At 63.8% G+C, this 17,634-nt stretch carries 14 protein-coding genes and 1 tRNA gene; 4 read left to right on the top strand and 11 right to left on the bottom strand.

What is annotated here, in order from left to right; genetic code table 11:
- Positions 1-3 precede the first annotated feature (3 nt).
- On the top strand, positions 4-231 hold the full coding sequence (locus tag F3W81_RS04245; protein ID WP_193082416.1) for a thioredoxin family protein: 228 nt from the start codon (positions 4-6) through the stop codon (positions 229-231).
- A gap of 101 nt (positions 232-332) precedes the next feature.
- Here the strand turns inward: F3W81_RS04245 and F3W81_RS04240 are convergent.
- From F3W81_RS04240 to F3W81_RS04195, 10 genes are all read right to left on the bottom strand, one after another.
- Positions 333-422, bottom strand: a tRNA-Ser gene (locus F3W81_RS04240).
- 131 nt (positions 423-553) lie between these two features.
- Positions 554-3,109: a DUF3772 domain-containing protein gene (locus F3W81_RS04235; RefSeq protein WP_226941849.1), complete on the bottom strand. Its 2,556-nt coding sequence runs from the start codon at positions 3,107-3,109 to the stop codon at positions 554-556.
- Between the two features lie 9 nt (positions 3,110-3,118).
- Positions 3,119-4,150, bottom strand: a complete 1,032-nt coding sequence (locus tag F3W81_RS04230) for a cysteine synthase A (RefSeq protein WP_193082415.1) — start codon at positions 4,148-4,150, stop codon at positions 3,119-3,121.
- A gap of 57 nt (positions 4,151-4,207) precedes the next feature.
- Entirely contained in the window at positions 4,208-5,332 is a 1,125-nt protein-coding gene (locus F3W81_RS04225; protein WP_193082414.1) for an NUDIX domain-containing protein, read from the bottom strand.
- 176 nt (positions 5,333-5,508) lie between these two features.
- Entirely contained in the window at positions 5,509-6,732 is a 1,224-nt protein-coding gene (locus F3W81_RS04220; protein ID WP_193082413.1) for an SAM-dependent methyltransferase, read from the bottom strand.
- Positions 6,733-6,807: 75 nt separating this feature from the next.
- On the bottom strand, positions 6,808-8,223 hold the full coding sequence (locus F3W81_RS04215; protein WP_193082412.1) for a cryptochrome/photolyase family protein: 1,416 nt from the start codon (positions 8,221-8,223) through the stop codon (positions 6,808-6,810).
- A gap of 137 nt (positions 8,224-8,360) precedes the next feature.
- Positions 8,361-8,774, bottom strand: coding sequence for a universal stress protein (locus F3W81_RS04210; RefSeq protein WP_193082411.1), 414 nt, complete (start codon positions 8,772-8,774; stop codon positions 8,361-8,363).
- Positions 8,775-8,792: 18 nt separating this feature from the next.
- The gene (acuI, locus tag F3W81_RS04205; RefSeq protein WP_193082410.1) at positions 8,793-9,785 is read right to left on the bottom strand and encodes an acryloyl-CoA reductase; all 993 of its coding nucleotides are present in this window, start codon (positions 9,783-9,785) and stop codon (positions 8,793-8,795) included.
- Between the two features lie 179 nt (positions 9,786-9,964).
- Positions 9,965-11,089 carry a 3-dehydroquinate synthase gene (aroB, locus tag F3W81_RS04200; protein ID WP_193082409.1) on the bottom strand — a complete coding sequence of 375 codons (1,125 nt, stop codon included), beginning with the start codon at positions 11,087-11,089 and terminating at the stop codon, positions 9,965-9,967.
- The gene (locus F3W81_RS04195; protein ID WP_193082408.1) at positions 11,086-11,631 is read right to left on the bottom strand and encodes a shikimate kinase; all 546 of its coding nucleotides are present in this window, start codon (positions 11,629-11,631) and stop codon (positions 11,086-11,088) included. Before F3W81_RS04195 ends, aroB begins: the two co-directional genes overlap by 4 nt.
- A gap of 276 nt (positions 11,632-11,907) precedes the next feature.
- Here F3W81_RS04195 and F3W81_RS04190 point away from each other — a divergent pair, with 276 nt between their 5' ends.
- The 3 genes from F3W81_RS04190 (at position 11,908) to F3W81_RS04180 (ending at position 16,071) form a co-directional block, all read left to right on the top strand.
- Complete coding sequence (locus tag F3W81_RS04190) at positions 11,908-13,605, top strand: hypothetical protein (protein WP_193082407.1); 1,698 nt, start codon at positions 11,908-11,910, stop codon at positions 13,603-13,605.
- A 6-nt stretch (positions 13,606-13,611) separates the two neighbouring features.
- Positions 13,612-14,553 (top strand): site-specific tyrosine recombinase XerD, encoded by a 942-nt coding sequence (locus tag F3W81_RS04185; protein WP_193082406.1) that lies wholly within the window; start codon positions 13,612-13,614, stop codon positions 14,551-14,553.
- 177 nt (positions 14,554-14,730) lie between these two features.
- On the top strand, positions 14,731-16,071 hold the full coding sequence (locus tag F3W81_RS04180) for an HlyC/CorC family transporter (protein WP_193082405.1): 1,341 nt from the start codon (positions 14,731-14,733) through the stop codon (positions 16,069-16,071).
- Positions 16,072-16,106: 35 nt separating this feature from the next.
- Here F3W81_RS04180 and F3W81_RS04175 read toward each other — a convergent pair whose 3' ends face one another.
- On the bottom strand, positions 16,107-17,306 hold the full coding sequence (locus F3W81_RS04175; protein ID WP_193082404.1) for a DUF2254 domain-containing protein: 1,200 nt from the start codon (positions 17,304-17,306) through the stop codon (positions 16,107-16,109).
- Between the last annotated feature and the right edge of the window lie 328 nt (positions 17,307-17,634).

Genomic DNA, 17,634 nt, shown 5'->3' with positions numbered 1-17,634 from the left:
CCCATGATCATCAAGATCCTCGGCTCCGGCTGCAAGAAATGCCTCACCCTCGGGACCAATGCCCAGACCGCAGCGCGCTCGGCCGGCAAACAGGCCGAGATCGTCAAGGTCACCGATATCGCGCAGATCGCAGCCTATGGGCTGATGTCGACGCCGGGACTGGTGATTGATGAAAAGCTGGTCTCCGCCGGCAAGGTGCTGAGCGCGCAGGAGATCGAAAAGCTGCTGTGATCCCGTCCCGCGCCAAATCCCGGCAAACGCCATCAACCCTCTGAACGCCCACGCAAAAGCCAGCCCCTAAGGGCGGGGTCAGCGGGTCATTTCAGGGGTAATGGCGGAGAGACAGGGATTCGAACCCTGGAGACGGTCTCCCGCCTACACACTTTCCAGGCGTGCGCCTTCGACCACTCGGCCACCTCTCCGTGGGGGTCTCTTTAGCGTCGGAACCGGTTGGAGTTCAACAGCTATTTTTGCTTTTTTGTCGCTTTCCTGCGCGCCATTTTTCTGCGGCGCGCAGGAGCTTGATTTTCAGAGCGAAATTGCCCCTCCGGCGTCAGCGATCCGCGTCGCCGTCGCCGTCCGTATCGCCGTCGTGATCGGTGTCGCGATCGCGCATATGCGCCGGGGCACGCTCTCCTGTGGGACTATGGTCATGATGCGCCACAGGCGCGGGTTTGGAGGCCGGTTCCTCAGGCGGCGACACAGAGACCGGGCCCTTGCCCTGAAACAGCGTCTCGGGGTTGCGCAGCCAGATATCGCGCTGTGAAAAGGGTATCTCGATACCCTCGGCCTTGAAGCGCTCCGCGATCTGGTGGTTCACCTCGGTCTGCACCACCAGCATCTGGGTGATGTCGCGCAGAATCATCCGCATCTCGAAATCCAGCGAATCCGAGCCGAAGCCGTTGAAGATGATCCCCGGCGGCGGGTTCAGCAGCACCAGCGGCTGGGCCTCCGCGATCTCCTGCAGGATGTCCTGCACGCGGCGGGTGTCGTTGCCATAGGCAACGCCAACCTTGACGATCAGCCGCCCGATCATGTTGCCCCGGGTCCAGTTGGTAACGACGCCGGAAATCAGATCGGCGTTCGGCACAATCACATCCGTGCGGTCAAACGTCTCGATCCGGGTCGAGCGCACCGAGATATTGCGCACAAAACCCATCTGGCCGCCCGCCTCGATCCAGTCGCCCTCCGAAATCGGCCGCTCCACCAGCAGGATGATCCCCGAAACGAAGTTCTCCACGATGGTGCGCAGCCCGAAACCGACGCCGACCGACAGCGCCCCCGCGACAATCGCCAGAGAGCTGAGGTCGATGCCCGCCGTGGTGATCGCCGTCAGCGCCGCTAGGAACATCCCGATATAGCCAAGCCCCGACACAACCGCATTCTGCCCGCCGATATCCAGCTTGGTCTTCGGCAGAACGGTGGTTTTCAGCGCCCCCTGGATGACGCGGGTAAAGGCATAGCCGATCCCGAAGACGATCACGAAGGTGACAAAATCCCCGGGCGAGATATGGGTCTCGCCAATGCTGAAGCCGCCTTTGAACTCAGACCAGATTTCCGCAAGATCCGTGGCGCGTGCCCCCCAGATCAGCGAAAAGACCGGCAAGGACATCAATGCAAAGACAAACCCCGCCAGAACCGGCCAGAGCGCATCGGCCACCCCGGCACGGTCGCGGGTGATCAGGACATACAATTCCTCGGTCAGCTTCTGCAGGCCCATCAGCAGCGCGATCAGCATCAGCGACTGCAAGGTCTGGATCGAGAACGAACTGCCGACCTTGAAATAGCCCACGGCCGCAAGCAGCGGGCCAACGATCGCCATGACGCTGACAACACGCGCCAGCAGGATGATCAGGTGACGGCGGAAGGACCGGTCTTCGCTCTCGCTCTGGTCGGCACGGGCATGGACCACCATGAACCGCGAAATCCGCAGCAGAAACAGGCCGATCAGGGCGACAATGGGGAAGTGCAGCACGTTATGGGTCGCAGCGTCCCAGCCCGCAGCGGTTCCGGCGGCACTCAGCAGCGTATCGGCCGCCAGCAGAATCCCGAAGGCCAAGGCATAAAGCCGCCCCTCGCGCCGTTGAGCCGTGCTCAGCTCCAGCGGCAGATCGCCGGTCTCGGACTGCGGAAAGATGTTGTTCCCGATCCAGCGCGAGAAGAACAGCTGGAACAGCGCCGCAGGCAGCGCCGGCGCCAGAGCATCAATCGACGCACCGGCAACGCCGCTGCCAGTGATGGCCCCCGCGATCATGAAGGCCCCGCCGGTCGGAATGATGAACTGCCCCAGCGACACGACAAACGAAATCAGCCAGCGCGCCGCCGAACGGTCCTTGGCCACCAGCCGGAACGCCAGACGTTCAAACCAGCTGCGCCCACGCAGCACCAGCAGCAGTGCAAGGGCCACCAGACCCAGCAGCACCGGCAGGTTCTTGACAAAAGCATCGCGTTTTTTCTGATTGCCCCAGGCCTCACGCGCGCCCTCGGCCATCGAGACGACATAGCTCGACAAATCGGTGACGGCCGTGGGCCATTTGGTCGGATCGATCGGGGCCGGTCCCAGCTCCAGCAGCGCATCCGTCTGACGCGCGCGCAGCATGCTGTCGATCGAGCGCACCAGAGCATCCGCCTGACTATGCGCCAGTTCGGCCCGGCGCGATGGCGCCTGAATCTCGGCCAGCTTGTCGTTCAGCGAGGCCCGTTGCGAGGCAATCTCGGGGGCTTCTTCCTGGCCCTCCGCCGGGGGGGCACCCAGCGTGTCCAGCTGGGCCTGCACCGCGCTGGCCGCTGCCGAGGTATCGGTGTGGTTCGCGTCAAAGCGCGCGCGCCAGTCCACCAGCTCGACCCGCAGCTCCTCAAGCGCCGCATCCGACACACGGTTGGCCTGAATGGCCTCTTCCGCGCGGTCCGCGACCTTTTCCCATTCCTTGTAATCGGCATCGGTCAGCGGCGCCGAACTGGTCACCGCCGCATCGGTCTGGGCATAAGCCGTGCCGGGCGACAGAACGCCCGCGCCCGGCCCCGCAATCAGTGCCAGTATGAAACTTGCCATCAGCAGAGCCCGGATCGGGAAAGCTCTGCGGATCACGCGACTGCGGGAACCGGTCATCTTGGCCTCTTACTCGGTGAAGACGCCGGGGATGGAGCGCGGCGCCTCTGTCATCCAGCTTGGGGTCGGCAGACCCTTTTCGCGCAGGAAGTCGGGGTTGAACAGTTTCGACTGATAGCGCGTGCCATAATCGCACAGGATCGTCACGATGGTGTGGCCCGGGCCCATTTCGCGCGCCAGACGCACCGCGCCCGCCACGTTGATGCCAGAGGACCCACCGAGGCAAAGACCCTCTTCGGACAGCAGATCAAAGACATAAGGCAGCGCCTCGGCGTCGGGGATCTGGTACGAGAAATCGGGCGTGAAGCCTTCAAGGTTGGCGGTGATGCGCGCCTGCCCGATGCCTTCGGTGATCGATGAGCCCTCTGCCGCCAGCTCCCCGGTGGTGTAATAGCTGTACAAGGACGCCCCCATCGGGTCCGCCAGCGCGATCTTCACGCCCTTGGGCTGCAGCGCCATCGCGGTGCCCGCCAGCGTCCCCCCCGAGCCGACGGCGCATGTAAAGCCATCAACCTTACCATCGGTCTGTTCCCAGATTTCCGGGCCGGTCGTCTCGATATGAGCCTGCCGGTTGGCGATATTGTCGAACTGGTTGGCCCAGATCACACCGTTCTTTTCCGTCTTGGCCAGGTTCTCGGCCAGACGCTGCGAATAGCGCACGAAGTTGTTGGGGTTGCGATAAGGCGCCGCGGGCACCTGCACCAGCTCGGCCCCGGCAAGGCGCAACATGTCCTTCTTTTCCTGACTCTGCGTCTCAGGGATGACGATGACGGTCTTGAACCCCATCGAGGCCCCGACCAGCGCCAGACCGATGCCGGTGTTGCCCGCCGTGCCCTCGACAATCGTGCCGCCGGGCTTGAGATCGCCACGCGCCACCGCGTCGCGGATGATATAAAGCGCCGCGCGATCCTTGACCGACTGGCCGGGGTTCAGAAACTCGGCCTTGCCGAGAATGGTGCATCCGGTCTCCTCGCTGACGCGGCGCAACTTGATCAACGGCGTATTGCCAACAGCGCTGGCCAGATCCTTGGCGAATTGCATCGAGGTCTTCCTTCTACGTTACCTTTGGCCCTGATGTATCCGGGCCTTAGCCTCAACTCAAGCAGCGCCCCGCAATAGGGACCGCTTGCCCGAAAGCCACATCAGCGACAGGATAAGCGGCGCATTCTGCGCCTCGCCGCTGGACACAAGTTCCATCGCGGCGTCGTAACTCAAAACATGGGTCCGGATGTCCTCATGTTCTTCCTCAAGGCCGTGGCTGGCAGTTTCGACATCCGGCAGGTCGCAAACCCCCAGATAGATGTGGAAATACTCGGTCGAACACCCCGGCGTCGGATAGCACGAGGCCACGTGATGCAGGGCGCGCAGGTCCAGCCCCGCCTCCTCCACCGCCTCGCGGCGCGCGCATTCCTCCGGGGTTTCGCCGGGATCGACACGGCCCGCGACAGGCTCCAGCATCCAGGGCAGCGCCTCGCCACGCGCAAACGGCGCCATGCGGAACTGTTCGACCAGCAGCACCCGGTCGCGCACCGGATCATAGGGCAGCACAATCGCCGCATCCGGCGCCAGAAACACCTCGCGCCGCACCACATCCGAGGTGCCGCCCGCAAAGGTCGCATACTGCAGATCAAACGTGCGGGTGAAGAAATAGCCCGCATGATCATCAAACTGGCTCAGCACCTGCGCCTGAGGGGTCTTCGGACCCTGCCCCACGACATGCGGCGGCGGCGTGGTCTGGGCGCGGATACGCGAGCCGGCCCGCGCCTCGATCTGGCCGACGCGAAAGCGCAGCTCATCACCACAGAACCGCCCCCAGAGCCGCATGATCTCGGCCGCGGACAGACAATCAAGCGCCGCGCGCCGCGCCACCCAGGCCCGCAGATCCCAGACCCCAGGCTCAACCATCGACGGCGTGCCGGGCACGAAGACATCGACCGCAACCGTCTCCTGCCCGACAGTGACCTGCGCCTTTTCCAGATGCATGTCATAGGCGGATTCGTAGTGCCGCAGCCGGTCCAGCACGTCTGGCGCGATATCACGGATCAGCAACCCATGCGCCATCGCACCCGGTTCCTGCACCAGCACCGGCCAGTCGCCATTGCCCGAAGGCGCAATCCGGTAGCCTTCGCGCACGGCGCCTTCGGTCACGGGCAGCGATCCGGCGACGATTTCCAGCAGGGGCGCATGGCGCAACGTACCGAACAGAAACAGATGAGTGGCCACAGAACCTCCTGAAGCAATTGGGTTGCGCCGGGTGCGCCCCGCTCGCTGCCCGTTGTGTTGTCCAAAGCCGAGGTCAGGCACAACCGCAAACCGGGCGCAGAGCCCGATCCGGCGGTGACTTGCCCGTGATCAGCTGGCCCCAACAGGTGGGCCCTGTGATCAGGCGGCCCCTTTCCTCAGGCGGCGCGCGACACGGTAATCTGGGTCACGTCACAATTGCCGCCCGCAAACGCCCCGGCACAGGCCGTCAGATAGAAATTCCACATCCGGCGAAACCGGTCGTCGAATCCCATCTCGGCGACATCCTCCCACTTTTCGTTGAAGGAATCATGCCAACGCCGCAGGGTCTGGCTGTAACTGTCGCCAAACTCCACCGATCCCTTGACCAGCAAGCCCGCCTTGATGACCTCCGCCTGAAGCACCGACGGACTTGGCAACATGCCCCCGGGAAAGATGTGTTTCTGAATGAAATCAACGCCCTTGCGGTAGGTATCCCAGCGTTTGTCCTGCACGGTGATGATCTGCAGAACCGCGTCGCGCCCCGGCTTCAGACACCGCTTCAACGTCTCGAAATAGACCGGCCAGTAGCGTTCGCCCACTGCCTCGAACATCTCGATGCTGGCGATACCGTCATAGCTGCCGCGTTCGTCGCGGTAATCCTGAAGCTTCAGATCAACTTGCCCCGAAAGTCCTGCCTTTTCAATGCGATCGCGCGCATAGTTCAACTGCTCCTGACTGATCGTCAGACCCGTCACGCGCAGCCCGCGTTCCTTCGCGGCATATTCGGCGAACCCGCCCCAGCCGCAGCCGATTTCCAGCACATGATCGCCCGGTTTCACGCCCATCCGGTCCACCATGCTGGCATATTTCGCCCGCTGCCCGGCCTCCAGGCTCATCTGCGGATCCTCGAATAGCGCCGACGAATAGGTCATGCTGTCATCCAGCCAGAGCTTGTAAAATTCATTCCCCAGATCGTAGTGATACGAGATATTTTTCTTCGCCTGCGCCTTGGAATTGCGCCGCATCCAGTGCCGCGCCTTCTCGAAGGCCCGCACCAGCGCCATGCCGGGAAACCCGTCATAAATCGCATCGTTGTCCGCATGCAGCATGTCCAGAAACGCCTGCAAATCAGGCGAGGACCACCAGCCCTCAAGATAGGCATCGCAAAACCCCAGATCGCCCTCGCGGATCAGCCGCGCGAACAGATCGTCGTTGTGAACCTGCAGCACGGCAACCGGCCCCGGCGCGCGCCCCTCGGCCCGAAACACCCGACCATCGGCGAGCTGAAAGTCAAGCTGGCCATGTTGCAGATCGCGGGCGAGGTGAAAGACCTGCGCAAAATAGCGCGGCAGGCCGGTTTCCCCTTTGGTGTCAGTCATAATTTGCGGACTGGCGCTCATCTAATCATTCCTCTCGGCAGATCACACGATGCTAGCAAGCTCACGGCGCTGCGAAAGCCTTTTGTCATTTTTCTGTCATCTTTTCAGCGCGGCATAGGCCTCAAGCGCCCGTTCCCGCCCCTCTTTCAGCCCGATCAGCGGCGCGGGATAGGGATCCTGCGGGCTCAGACCCCAAGTCTTTGGGATGGCGTCGAAATAGCTCAGGCTCGTCTCACTCGGCGCCTCTGCGCCCTCCGCAATCCAGCGCTGACGGTAGAGGCCGCCTCGGTCGAACTTTTCCGCCTGCGTCTCGGGGTTGAAGACGCGGAAATAAGGCGCGGCGTCCGGGCCACAGCCCGCCGCCCATTGCCACCCCATCGCGTTCGAGGCCGGGTCCCAATCCACCAGACAGTCGCGAAACCACTCCGCTCCGATGCTCCAGTGGCACATCAGATGCTTGGTCAGATAGCTGGCGCAGATCATCCGGGCACGATTGTGCATCCGCCCGGTCACGAACATCTCGCGCATCGCCGCGTCGACAAAAGGCACGCCGGTGCGCCCCTTTTGCCAGGCCTGTGCCTCGGCGCTGCCGGCATCCTCATTCCAGGGAAAATCGTTCCACTCAGACCGCCAGTTTTCGGTCAGGATCTGCGGTGTGTGATACATCAGATGATAGGCAAATTCGCGCCAGACCACTTCCTTCAGAAAGGTCTCTGCCCCCGTCTTGCCCGCCTCTCGCGCGCGCAACCCAGCATGCCAGCACTGCCTGGGCGAGATTTCCCCGAGGCTGAGGTGCTGCGACAGATCCGAGGTCGCTGCCTCGGCCGGAAAGTCACGCCGCGTGCCATAGCTTTCGATCCGGCGTTGGGCGAAAGTGGCCAGAGCCTGTTGCGCCGCCGCCTCTCCCGCCGCGACATGCTTTGCGACGACGGGCCCGCCACGCCGCATTGCAAAGTCGAGCTGCCAACTTTGCAAAGTCTCGCTCTCCGGCCAGCTCTCGGGCGCCGGGATTTTCTCCGGCGTGTGCAAGGGCGCGGCGATCTCACGATCCTTCACCGCACGCCACATGGGCGAGTAGACCTTGTAGTAGCTGCCCTGCCCGGTTTGCACGTCCCAGGGTTCAAACAGCACATGCCCCGCAAAGCTCTGCGCCTCGACACCCGCCTCCTTGAGGGCTGATTTGATGCGACTGTCCCGGTCGATTGCCTCAGGATCGTAAAGTCGCGACCAATAGACCGCATCGGCGCCGGTTTCCGCAATCAGTTCCTCCAGAACCTCGCGCGCCGGCCCCCGCCGCAGGATCAGGCGCTGACCCCTGCTTTCAAGCTCGCCCTGCAAAGCCGCCAGCCCAAGCCCGAGCCGAAAGCGCGGTGCAGCCCCGAGGCCGGAGACGCCGCCATCATGGATGAACACCGCAATCACCGGCCCGCCCCGCGCCACGGCAGCGCTCAGCGCCGGATGATCACTCAGGCGCAGGTCGCGCCGCAGCCACAGCAAGGTCGGATTGGTCATGAAGGCTCCTCAACAGATTGCAGCAGAACCTAGCGCGTTGCGCCCCGGGTCAAGGCTGCAAAACCGAGTCCCGCCTCTTGCAAAGCGCGACACAAAAGGCAGCGAGCTCAGCAACTTGGTCCCCAGAGTCGGCTCGTTCAACGCACCAGCATGACCGAAATCTTGGCATGGCTCGCAACGCGGCCCCCGTTCGAAGGCCACAGCAGATCCGTTAGTTTCGGCGCATGGCTGGCCATCACGATCAGATCGGCTCCGGTCTGCTCAATGGCGTTCAGCAGCTCAAGGTCGACCTCAACCTCCATATCGCGGCTGATCACCGTATGCGCAGAGATCTCACAACCAAGCGCCTCCGCCTGTCCCTTTGCAAAATCTGAAAGCTTGTTTGCAAACTCTCGCGGATCGGCGGCAACCTCGCCACCAAGCGCCGAGGTGACGCCGACGCAGATCACCTGAGCGGCAAAGCTGCGCGCCATGGCGGCGGCACTCGCCAGCGCCTTGGATGAGCGGTCGGGGTGCGCCAGATCAACAGGCACGAGGATCTTGCTATACATCAGGCGCACTCCCTTCGGTTACGCGTTTACGTCGACCAGCACGCGGCCCTTGACCTGACCCGCCAGAATATCCGCGCCGAGCCTCGGCAGATCCGAAAGGACCGCCGGCTGGATCATCGCCGACAGCTTATCCATCGGCAGATCACGCGCCACCCGTGCCCAAGCGCGCTGACGGTTTGCAAAGGGCTGCAAAACGCTGTCGATGCCCAGCAGGTTCACACCGCGCAACAGAAACGGCACCACGGAGGTCGGCAGCTTCGCGCCGCCAGCCAGCCCGACAGCCGCAACCGATCCGCCATATTTCATCTGCCCGAGGACGCGCGCCAGCATGTCTCCGCCAACCGCATCGACGCAGCCCGCCCAGGTTTCGGATTCCAGCGGACGCTTGACCGTCTCGTTCAGATCGCCGCGCGCGACAATCCGCGTCGCGCCGAGCGCCGTCAGATACTCAGCCGTCTCCGGCCGCCCGGTGACGGCCGCCACCTGATAACCCAGATGCCCGAGGATCGCGGTCGCGACAGACCCGACGCCACCCGCGGCACCGGTCACCAGAACCTCGCCTTTCTCGGGAGTTAGCCCATGATCTTCCAGCGCCATGACAGCCAGCATCGCGGTAAAGCCAGCCGTGCCGACAGCCATCGCGTCCCGCGTGCTCAGCCCCTCTGGCAGCGGCACAAGCCAGTCGGCCTTGACGCGCGCTTTCTGGGAATAGCCGCCCCAATGCGCCTCGCCAACGCGCCAGCCGGTCAGCACGACCTTATCGCCTTTGGCGTAGCGATCATCGCTGCTCTCTTCGACGGTGCCAGCAAAATCGATGCCCGGCACATGCGGATAATGACGCACCAAACCGCCGCCATTAGGCGACAGGCACAGACCGTCCTTGTAGTTCACCGTCGAATAATCGACCGCGACCAGCACCTCGCCATGCGGCAGATCCGCCTCGCTCAGCTCTTTCACAGCGGCGGTGACAGTGCCGCCCTCGTCCTTCTCCACCAGCAAAGCTTTGAACATCTTTCCTCCAATATATCCTGACCTTACCCTACACTCCTCATGCAAAGCCTTAACCCAAAGTCCAGGGCCAAGCGGTCGCTGCGTCCGGCCAGAAGCGCGTACAGATCAGGGAGAGAGCGGCACGGCCCCGGCATGATGACACCGTGACAACACCCCCTTGCGGGTCGGAATGCAAGGCCTCAGCGGGCGCGCAGCGCCTCTTGCAGCAGGTCGCGCACCACGGACCCCGGCACGTCGGAGGTGACGAAGGCCTCGCCGATGCCACGGGCCAGGATAAAGCGCAGCTGGCCATCGACGACCTTCTTGTCCTGCCCCATCAGCGCCAGCAGCCCATCGGCATCCGGCAGATCGCCAGCAATATCGCTGAGGTCAACCTTCATGCCCATCTGTTTCAGATGCGCCCGCACGCGGCTGGGATCTTCCTGCGCACAGAGGCCCAGCTTCGACGACAGCTCAAACGCCAGAGCACAGCCGATCGCCACACCTTCGCCATGCAGCAGCCGGTCGGAATACCCCGTCGCAGCCTCCAGAGCATGGCCGAACGTGTGCCCGAGGTTGAGCCGCGCGCGATCGCCCTGCTCGGTCTCGTCACGCACCACGATCTCGGCCTTCATCTGGCAGCTGCGTTTGACGGCGGCGACACGGGCCGCCATATCGCCGGCCGCAAGTGCCGGGCCCATCCGCTCAAGCCAGTCGAAAAAGGCCGCGTCGCCGAGCATGCCATACTTTACGACCTCGCCGTAACCCGCGAGGAAATCACGCGGTTTCAGCGTTCCCAGCACAGAGGTATCGGCCAGAACGAGGCTCGGCTGATGAAATGCGCCGATCAGGTTCTTACCCTGGGGTGCGTTGATCCCGGTCTTGCCGCCGACAGAACTGTCGACCTGCGCCAGCAGGCTGGTCGGGATCTGCACGAAACGCACGCCGCGCCGCAGAACCGAGGCCGCAAATCCCGCGAGGTCGCCAATGACACCTCCACCGAGGGCCACAACCACATCGTTTCGCTCAACTTTCTGATCCAGAAGCCATTCCACCGCACGGGTGAAATGTGGCCAGCTCTTGGTGGCTTCCCCCGCAGGCAGCGCCAGCGAGACCATCTCGATCCCCGCCGAGGCCAGACCGTCTTTCAGCGTTTCAAGGTGCAGTCCCGCCACGGTTTCATCCGTCAGCACGGCGACCCTCTTGCGCCGTAGCAAGGGCGCGATATGGCCCCCGGCTTCGGCCAGCAGGCCCGGCCCGATCAGGATATCATAGGCGCGCTCGCCCAGCTCAACCCGCAATTTTTCCTGCAAATGCCGCATCATACAGCCTCCAGTACATCCGGACGCTGTGCCAGCGCCGTGACCACATGACGCGCCATGTCCGACACGCTGTAGCGCGGCTCGGCCCGCACTTCGAGGTCGGCTTCGGCGTAGATCGGCATCCGCGTCTCATACAGCCCGCGCAGCGTCGCGCGCGGGTTCGGCGTCTTCAGCAAGGGGCGTGAGTCCCGGTGCTTCACCCGGCTCCACAGCAGATCGAGATCGACATTCAGCCAGAGCGACACGCCCCGTTCCGAAATCAGCTTGCGGTTCGCCGGGCTCATGAAAGCGCCGCCGCCGGTCGAGAGGACGCAGGGCTCCTCCTCCAGCATCCGCGCGATGACCTGCGATTCGCGATCGCGGAAAAAGCTCTCTCCGTCACGGCCGAAGATCTCGGCGATGCTCATATTTGCAGCCAGCTCGATCTCGGCGTCCGAATCGCGAAAGCCAACGTCCAGCACCTGCGCCAGCGCCTTGCCTACGGCGGTTTTCCCCGCCCCCATCATGCCGACCATGACGACAGTTTTATTCAGTTTCCAGCTCATCACGATTGCGCCTGTCGGCGCTGCCCTGCCTTTTAACGGATTTCCGGCCTGAATGACGTGATCTTGCGAAAAAGGCCAGTTATAAGTTCGGCCATTGGACAAACGAATGGGGCAATATCTTTATGCTGCGCATTATCAAGTGGCTGGTTTATCTGGCTATCCTCGGGGGAATCGCCCTCGTGGCCTACGCCTACGTCGGACCATGGCTTGGCGCGGACTTTTCGCCTCCCGTGCAAGAGATGCGAACGCCTGTGGTGCTGGATGTTCAATGACAGGATGGTCACTCACAGGGGCCTGACCCTTCGCGCTGTGGGCCGGGCCTCGCGCCTCGGCCTCTGGGCGGCGCTGGTCTGCGTCCCTCTCGGCGGCGCGCTCCTTGCCGAGCCCACATCGTTCAACGAAACCACGCGTGCCCGCTCGAGCCATGGCCCGATGTCGGCCATCGACTGGCTCAACAGCCTGCCCGCCACAGGTCCGCTCTCCGGCACGATGCCCAACACCGCGCGCAGCATCGCCGCGCAACGCCCGGCGTCCTCTGCGCACCCGCATCCCATGACCCGCGATGAGCCGCCCGTCAGCCAGCGCGCCGATATTCCCGTGGTCAGCTCTCAGCCCCTTGATGCCCAGCAGGTCGGCGCCGTCGGTCTGCTGCCCGCCAAGATCACCGGTCTGCCGACGACGCTCTGGCAGGCCTCGCGCAGCGCGGATGTCATCCGCCTGATCCGCGGCCTCGACGTCAGCGAGCTGCCTGCGATGCAATCCCTGCTCTACACCCTGCTGCTGGCCGAGGGAGAGCCCCCCTCCGACACCAGCGATCAGGATCTGATGTTGCTGGCGCGCCTTGCCAAGCTGCTCGATCTCGGCGCCGTCGACCCCGCCCTCGCCCTGATCGAGCGTGCTGGCCCCAGTCGCACGCCCGCGCTCTTTGCCAGCTGGTTCGACCTGTCGCTGCTCGCAGGGACCGAGACCGAGGCCTGCCAGCAGATGGTTGCCGATCCGCGTCTGGCCCCCGGTCAGGCCGCCCGCATCTTCTGTCTGGCGCGCGAAAGCCAGTGGGACACCGCCGCGCTGATCCTCGACACCACCCGCGCCCTCGGGGCCTTTGATCCGGCCGAGGAACGCCTGCTGACCCGTTTTCTCAACGTCGATATGGACGAGGATGCCGTGCGCCTGCCGCCGCCCTCCACCATCACGCCGCTCTCTTTCCGCATGGCCGAGGCGATTGGCGAGCCGCTCTCCACCGCCTCCCTGCCGCGCGCCTATGCCGTGTCGGACCTGCGCGGCCTGACCGGCTGGAAGGCCGAGCTTGAGGCCGCCGAACGCCTTGCCCGTACCGGTGCGCTGCCCGAAAATCACCTGCTGGGTGTCTATACAAATGGCCGCCCCTCGGCCTCCGGCGGGATCTGGGACCGGGTTGAGGCGGTGCAGAGCTTCGACAACGCCATCAATGCCGACCCCGTCGATCGCGCCGCCGTCCTCGCCGCGCTGCCCGATGTCTGGCAGGCCATGGTCGCCGCGCAGCTCGAAGAGCCCTTCGCCCGCCTCTACGGTCCGGCGCTGGCCGCCTATGCCGATGCTCCCGGGGCTGCGGGCCGCATCGCCTTCACCGCGACCCTGCTGGGCCCGGGGTATGAGGCGAACGTGCGCGGCCTCAGCCCCCGCGACACCACCGAGGCCTTCCTGATCGCCCTCGCCGCCGGTCGCCCCGACCGTGCGCCGCCCTATAACGCCGCCTCGCGTATCGTCGCCGCCGGGTTTGCAAACTCGGCCCGGCCGCCGCAACGTTTGCAAAGTCAGCTCGACAACGGCCAGTTGGGCGAGGCGATCCTTGGTGCCATGCGCCTCTATGCCTCTGCCATGACGGGCGAGATGAAGGATGCCGGCGACGCCCTCGCCACCTTCCGCGCCGTTGGGCTTGAAGATACCGCGCGCCGCGCCGCCCTGCAGCTGCTACTGCTGGAACGGCGGGGCTGAGGCAGCATGACCGGCACTCCCGATCACCGCTGGATTTCCGCCTTCCTCGATGCACAGGCCGCCGAGGCCGGGGCCGCGCGCAACACCCTGCTGGCCTATGGCCGCGACCTCAAGGACGCGCAGGACTGGCTCGGCGCACGCGGCCTCAGTTGGCAGACGCTCGACCGCGCGGGGGTCGAGGGCTACCTGATCCACTGCGAAGCGCAGGGCTTTTCCAAGGCCACCCGGGCGCGGCGTCTGTCCTCCATCCGCCAGCTTTACCGCTTCGCGTTTGAAGAAGGCTGGCGCGCCGACAATCCGGCGATCCAGATCCGTGGCCCCGGCCGCGCCCGCAGCCTGCCCAAGACCCTCTCGGTGTCCGAGGTCGACGCCCTGCTGGACGCCGCGCGCAGTCAGGGGCGTTCCTCACGCGACCACCTGCGCAACACCTGCCTGATGGAGCTGCTCTATGCCACCGGGATGCGGGTGAGCGAGCTGGTCACCCTGCCCGTCGCCGCCGTGCGCGGCGCGCCCGACATGCTGCTGATCAAGGGCAAGGGCGACAAGGAACGCCTCGTGCCGCTCTCCGATCATGCCAAAGACGCGATGCAGGCCTGGCTGAGTGTGCGCGACGAAGACGAGGCGCTGGCCAAGCTTCAGGGCAAGCCGACCTCGCGCTTCCTGTTTGCCTCGCGCTCCAAGGAAGGCCACCTGACGCGGCACCGCTTCTATCTGCTGATCAAGGAAATGGCCGTCGCCGCCGGGATCGCGCCGGACAAGGTGACACCGCACCGTCTGCGCCATGCCTTCGCGACGCATCTGCTGGAGAACGGCGCGGACCTGCGCGCCATCCAGACACTGCTCGGCCACGCCGACCTCGCCACCACCGAGATCTACACCCATGTCGTCGAGGAGCGCCTGCGCGACCTCGTCGAGGATCACCATCCCCTCAACCGCAAGCCCGCCTGAGACCGCGGCGCCCCTTCTGGGCGCACCGCCCGGATACCGACGCGATACCGACCAGATACCGACAGCCCGATTTTCGCGAAATCGCCTTTGTGCGCGCCTCTGCCCGCCGCACCCCGCACCACCACTTGAACCATGGCGTCGCCATGCCCATAACTCCTTCAAAGAAGAGGAACTCTCATGGACAGCGCGACAGCTCTTGTCGAAACAGGAACAATGGACAGTACATTCTGGCTTACCGCAGGCGGCATTCTGTTGCTGCTTGTCTTCTCGGCCTTTTTCTCCGGCTCGGAAACCGCCCTGACAGCCGCCTCGCGCGGCAAACTGCGCAGCATTGCCGACAAAGGCAGCCGCGGCGCCGAAAAAGCGTTGAAAATAACCGAGGATAATGAACGGCTTATCGGCTCCGTGCTGCTGGGCAACAACATGGTGAACATCCTCGCCACCTCGCTCGCGACCTCGCTGTTCACCGGCGTTTTCGGCGATGGCGGCGTGGCGCTGGCGACGCTGGTGATGACGCTTCTGGTGCTGATCTTCGCCGAGGTGCTGCCGAAAACCTACGCCATCACCAATGCCGAGGTTGCCGCCGCCCGCGTCGCCGCCCCCATCGCCTTCATCATCGCCATCGCCTCTCCGGTGGTCAGTGCGGTGCGTCTGCTGGTGCGTCTGGTGCTGCGTCTGTTTGGCGTGCGCGCCGACCCCGACAGCCAGATCCTCGCCGTGCGCGAAGAGATCGCCGGTGCCCTGCAACTGGGTCACTCCGAGGGCGTGGTCGAAAAGGAAGACCGTGATCGCATCCTCGGCGCGCTCGACCTAAGTGACCGTGCTGTCGAGGAAATCATGCTGCATCGGAGCCAGATCGAGATGATCAACGCCACCGATGCCCCTGCCGATATCCTGTCGCAATGCATGAAATCCAACCACACCCGGCTGCCCGTTTACCGCAACGAGCCCGAGAATATCATCGGCATCCTGCACACCAAGGACCTGCTGCGCGCCATCTACAAGCTGGGCACCGAAGGCGGCAGCGTCGCCAATGCGCTCGACAAGTTCAAGGTGACGGATGTGATGATGAAGCCCTACTTCGTCCCCGAAACCACCACGCTCGACGAACAGATGCGCCAGTTTCTGCACATGCGCACCCACTTCGCGCTGGTGGTTGACGAATACGGCTCGCTGCAAGGTCTTCTGACGCTTGAGGATATCCTTGAGGAGATCGTCGGCGAGATCACCGATGAATTCGACCCCGCCGGTGCCGATCACGTCGTGCGCCCGGGCGAGGATGGCAACTACCTTGTCGATGGCGCCATGACGATCCGTGACCTCAACCGGGCGATGGAATGGTCACTGCCCGATGAAGAGGCCAACACGATCGCCGGACTGGTCATCCACGAGGCGCAGATGATCCCGACAGTCGGCCAGGTCTTCGCCTTCCACGGCTTCCGTTTTGAAGTCTCGGCGCGCAAGGACAACCGTCTGACACGCCTCAAGATCCGTCCCCTGATGGACGCCACAGAGTAACCCACTCCCCCAGCAGATCATTTTAAAACAACGCTCTACTGGGGGACGTTCATCTGCTCCGCGAAGGTCTCGGCCCGCAATTTCCGCGCCGCGCCAGCGACATCGGGATCGTGATGCTCAGACAGCGCATCGAGGGTCTGGTGCATCGCCTCCAACATCTCCGGCCGGCGGTTCCAATCGTGCAGGATCGGCTCAAGAGGCCTCGAGACCAGCTCGGCGCGCTCCAGTTCTGGCAGGAACAACCGGTCGTGCAGGATCTCATGATCCGCGCCGTTCAACGGATCGTTCACATCCATCAGCACGCGGGTGATGCGCCGCATCATGTCGACAGCCGTGCCCGGATCGTTGACCCCAGGTGACAGCGCCCGCACGGCGATTTCAGACAGGCAGATCAGGCCAAAGATCGGATCCTGCTCAAAGTTGCGCAGACTGCCGATGGCCACGTTGCGCCGCACGGTATCCAGCAGCGCCTCTCCCTCCCTGTCGACCCGCGCCAGAATCTGACCCTTGTGGACGAAGCCGCCCACCGGGTGCAGCAACCAGATACAGGCCTCCGCGTCCTTCGCCGCATCCTGCAAGAGATCCTGATAGATCTTCTGCACATAGCCCGTCTGATGCGCATAGACATTTGAGGCGCTCTCAGGGATCTGCGCCACATCCAGTATACGTGCCCCGAGGGCGGGATACTCGGCCCGCATTTCATAGGCGACAGCGGTCTGATCCTCGATCTTCTGCGAGGTCTCGATCAGGCTGCCCAGCATCTCAAGATGCGAGATCCAGCGAATGATCGCGATCACGATCATCGCGACGACCAGCATCGTCATGCCAAACAGCACCGCCAGCCCCTGATGCACGAAAATCCCGGTATCGCGCAGAATGATCGCCAGCAAAGCATAGAGGTAAGCACCCACGAAAGTCGCCAGAACCGTATGCGTCGTGGTGTCCTGCAACAGCATCTGGTGCGCGCGCGGCGTCCACTGAGAGCTGACGTTGCGATGTGCCGCCGCCATCACCGTCAGCGAAAACGTCGTGACCGTCAGCATCGAGTTGGCGATAATCGACAGGATATGATCGACAGCATCCTTGCCGACCAGACCGTCCCAGGCTTCCGGGATCAGACCGGACAGGAGCTTTGCCAGGCCCACCGAGAGCACCGCCAGCAAGGCAATCAGCATGACGCGGATCACGAGGCGGCGCGAGAATTCGTGCATCTTGCGCAAAAGGGATGGGAGCATCAGTCGGCCTGCCTTTGGTATCTGCTGTGATCCGACCCCGCTTTCGGGTCGCCCTGCGCAAGGTAAGTCATTTTCGCCTTTGGGAAAGTCTGCATTTCCCGACGATGCGCCGTCATGACCTCAGCTGCGCACCTCCATCGTGCCTCGCAGATATGCAAAGGCCTGCACTGAATTTGCAAACTAATGCGCAAAGCCCGAAAATCGCCCGGATTTCAGCCAATACGCGCCGCCAGCCTATCCGCCCTTGGCCAATCCCAGCGGCATCCGTCAAATTCGACACGACCTGTCGCAATCAGGCTTGCTCTGCCCGTTCAGCCCCCACAGCATC

Origin of the sequence: Pseudooceanicola spongiae (assembly GCF_014899185.1) — a bacterium.
GTDB classification, from domain to species: Bacteria; Pseudomonadota; Alphaproteobacteria; order Rhodobacterales; family Rhodobacteraceae; genus Pseudooceanicola; species Pseudooceanicola spongiae.
Note: the sequence above shows the minus strand (reverse complement) of the source record. Positions and strands in the feature narration are given on the sequence as shown.

Bases quoted from the DNA above. Each gene is read 5' to 3' on its own strand.
- F3W81_RS04245 (WP_193082416.1), top strand. From the start codon at position 4: ATGATCATCAAGATCCTCGGCTCCGGCTGCAAGAAATGCCTCACCCTC.
- F3W81_RS04235 (WP_226941849.1), bottom strand. From the start codon at position 3,109: ATGACCGGTTCCCGCAGTCGCGTGATCCGCAGAGCTTTCCCGATCCGG.
- F3W81_RS04230 (WP_193082415.1), bottom strand. From the start codon at position 4,150: ATGCAATTCGCCAAGGATCTGGCCAGCGCTGTTGGCAATACGCCGTTG.
- F3W81_RS04220 (WP_193082413.1), bottom strand. From the start codon at position 6,732: ATGAGCGCCAGTCCGCAAATTATGACTGACACCAAAGGGGAAACCGGC.
- F3W81_RS04215 (WP_193082412.1), bottom strand. From the start codon at position 8,223: ATGACCAATCCGACCTTGCTGTGGCTGCGGCGCGACCTGCGCCTGAGT.
- F3W81_RS04210 (WP_193082411.1), bottom strand. From the start codon at position 8,774: ATGTATAGCAAGATCCTCGTGCCTGTTGATCTGGCGCACCCCGACCGC.
- acuI (WP_193082410.1), bottom strand. From the start codon at position 9,785: ATGTTCAAAGCTTTGCTGGTGGAGAAGGACGAGGGCGGCACTGTCACC.
- aroB (WP_193082409.1), bottom strand. From the start codon at position 11,089: ATGATGCGGCATTTGCAGGAAAAATTGCGGGTTGAGCTGGGCGAGCGC.
- F3W81_RS04195 (WP_193082408.1), bottom strand. From the start codon at position 11,631: ATGAGCTGGAAACTGAATAAAACTGTCGTCATGGTCGGCATGATGGGG.
- F3W81_RS04190 (WP_193082407.1), top strand. From the start codon at position 11,908: ATGGTCACTCACAGGGGCCTGACCCTTCGCGCTGTGGGCCGGGCCTCG.
- F3W81_RS04185 (WP_193082406.1), top strand. From the start codon at position 13,612: ATGACCGGCACTCCCGATCACCGCTGGATTTCCGCCTTCCTCGATGCA.
- F3W81_RS04180 (WP_193082405.1), top strand. From the start codon at position 14,731: ATGGACAGCGCGACAGCTCTTGTCGAAACAGGAACAATGGACAGTACA.
- F3W81_RS04175 (WP_193082404.1), bottom strand. From the start codon at position 17,306: ATGCTCCCATCCCTTTTGCGCAAGATGCACGAATTCTCGCGCCGCCTC.